The organism is Aquiflexum sp. (assembly GCF_041751335.1).
In the GTDB taxonomy this organism is placed as follows: domain Bacteria; phylum Bacteroidota; class Bacteroidia; order Cytophagales; family Cyclobacteriaceae; genus Aquiflexum.
Genome location: NZ_JBGSXS010000374.1, coordinates 1 through 2,765 on the forward strand (window position 1 = coordinate 1; position 2,765 = coordinate 2,765).

The window sequence follows — 2,765 nt, forward strand, 5'->3', positions numbered from 1 at the left end:
CTTGCCGCTTCAGGCATTTTTACAAAGCCAAGGCTTTATCCAAATTCCCTGATCTGCGGCTCTTTGCCTTATGCAAAGATTTCCATTGACTTTTCTTTTCCTGACCCCGCTTCGCGCGTTTTCTTACAATTCAATTCAACGTTTTGCTTTCTTCTATTATTGGAGAAAGCATGCCAATAAGGCATGCTTTCCTTAATATTGTGGAAAGATATTCTATAAAACTAAAAGAATTTTTATAAATCCAAACCATCTAATGGACTTTTTATTTGGTCAAAACCTTTGGTGGTAATATGTGTGTATATCTGTGTCGTTTTGGGGCTTTCATGCCCTAAAAGACTTTGTATATATCTTAAATCAGTTCCTCTTTCCAATAAATGGGTTGCAAAGGAATGTCTTAAGGTATGTACAGTTACTTTTTTTGCAATTCCTGCATTTTTTACTGCCTTATTTAAAATAGAGGAAATACTGGTAGTAGAATACCTGACGGGTAATTCCTTCCTACTTCCCTGCCCTTCAAATAAATATTCAAATGGCCTGTCCTGTTTAATATATCTCCTTAATATTTCCAAAGTCTTTTGTGACAGAACTGTATACCTATCTTTCTTACCTTTGGCCTGCTCCACTCTTATCTGCATGCGATTCGAATCGATATCTTTGATTTTTAAATTTACCAATTCACCAATTCTAAGCCCCGCCGAGTAAATTGTCATAAGGATGGCTTTATGTTTAATGTTTTTGGTTACCCTTAAAATTTTTGTCACCTCTTCTTCACTAAGCACCTCAGGTAAAGCTTTTTCTCTAATTGGTCTATCAACATGGTAATATTTACGTTCTCCTCTTCTTACTTTTTCAAAGTAGAATTTGATCGCATTAATAGCTTGGTTTTGATACGAACTTGAAACTTTCCTTTCATTTACCAGAAACCTAGAGAACTCCATTACCTCTTTTTCACCCAAGTCTTCTATTGCCATTTTTGAGAAAAAATTTATAAACTCTTCAAATAATGGCACATAGGCCTTGATTGTACCTTCACTATACCTCCTCTCCTCCAACTTTTGCACATACTCCTCAGGGCATTTCCGGTAATTGGGATGTTCCATTGGAAGTTTGCGAGGAACACGGTCTGGAACAGATTCCTCTTTGTAAATCAACTCCAATTCCATCTCTCCTATTTTCTTTTTCATTTCTTCCAAAAACTGCTCGGAATACGGAATGCTCCATGATTTGGTCTTTGTATCCCATTGATAATATGGAAAAGTCTTAACCACTTTCATCAAGCCCGCATGAAATCCAAAAAAAATAAGCAAGCGACCTTTGTTCGTCCTGACCATTAAAACCTGGTTTTTTTCTAAAAAAACAGGCTCATCTTTCTGAAGTACTTCTATAACGGGACGTTCACTTATCTTAGTCAGACGCTCTCCAAAATATCCCTTCAGCTTCTCCAAATTCCCTGGATAATGGGGAATTTCCCAGAAAAATCCCTCCTTATTCCACCTTGCATACATAATACCCCGGATAAACTGTATATCCGCTTCATTCTTGGGCATCTTCAAAATGATCTTCCGCCCGATGATTTCCAGTTCGATAGGTTTAGGTTCCATGTTTAAAGAGGTTAGAAAGTCTAGATTACTAAATTGTTGGATGTCAGATGACCGATATTGAGGAAGTCCCCTGACCGGAAAGCAAAGAGGAACAAAGAATCCATATTTGATCTGCTTTTAAGACTGGTTACTTTCTCCACAGGTCTCGATCTAACATAATGTAAAATACTTCGAATCACCAAAATGTAAAAATAAATGGCTGAAGTTAAACGGTTAATTCAGACTTCACAGCCCCGATTGGTGTCAGGGTAAAAATTTGCCAGGTCTGTAAAGGTTTATGAACACAAAAAAAGCCCCCATTTCTGGAGGCTTTGTTTTTCTTTGCATCTTAGCGCTTTTGCGGGAAATCAGTTTAAATTAAACCAATCTTTTTATACCTATCACGAAAAAGGATATTTCCCCTTCTCAATCATATAATCCGCAATCTGCCTTCTCAGCTCTTTGGTATTGACCAGGTCGGTCTTGGTCCAGCGCTTCAGTCCCATCAGCATGACTTTCTGTTCGTCGCCTTTGGTAAAGGTCGCAATGGCTTCCTTGGCTGCGGTCTGTATTTTTTCCACTGCTTCAAACAAATACACCTGCGTCATCGCTATCTGAGGCTTGCAGGCCTCTTCTCCACGGAGACTGACCAGTTTTTCTGTTCTGAGTACTGCAGATTCGGCAGCATAGATTTCAATCATGACATCAGCAAGATTCATCATCACTTCCTGTTCGGATTCAATTTTGTCTGCCAAAGCCATCGCTGCTTTGCCACCTACCATCAGGAACACTTTTTTGAGGTTTTTGACAACCTCTTTTTCGGCTGCAAAAAGCGCTGAGGTATCAATGCTTTCAAAACTTGGGACAGAAGTCAGTTCCTGCGACACTGCCATAGCAGGTTCAAAAAGGTTGATTTCCCCTTTCATGGCCCGCTTGAGCAGCATGCCCACCATCAGCATGCGGTTGATTTCGTTGGTCCCTTCGTAAATCCTGGAAATACGGGCATCCCTATAGGCCCGTTCCATTGGGGCATCCGCCGAATAACCCATACCACCATAGACCTGCACACCCTGATCGACCACATAATCCAACACTTCGGAACCATGCACCTTCGCAATCGCCGCCTCGATGGCAAACTGTTCCAAGGCTTTCAATTTGGCTTCTGCATCAGAAACCCCCTCCGAA

The 2,765-nt window shown here is 40.3% G+C and carries 3 protein-coding genes; 1 reads left to right on the forward strand and 2 read right to left on the reverse strand.

Annotation, left to right across the window (positions count from 1 at the left end; genetic code table 11):
• Positions 1-180 (forward strand): hypothetical protein (locus tag ACEW8U_RS20080; protein WP_373523835.1); only part of this gene is annotated, 180 nt, incomplete at its 5' end.
• A 53-nt stretch (positions 181-233) separates the two neighbouring features.
• Here ACEW8U_RS20080 and xerA read toward each other — a convergent pair.
• Entirely contained in the window at positions 234-1,601 is a 1,368-nt protein-coding gene (xerA, locus tag ACEW8U_RS20085; protein ID WP_373523836.1) for a site-specific tyrosine recombinase/integron integrase, read from the reverse strand.
• 380 nt (positions 1,602-1,981) lie between these two features.
• Positions 1,982-2,765, reverse strand: a 784-nt coding sequence (locus ACEW8U_RS20090; RefSeq protein WP_373523837.1) for an acyl-CoA dehydrogenase family protein, incomplete at its 5' end; no start/stop codon positions are given.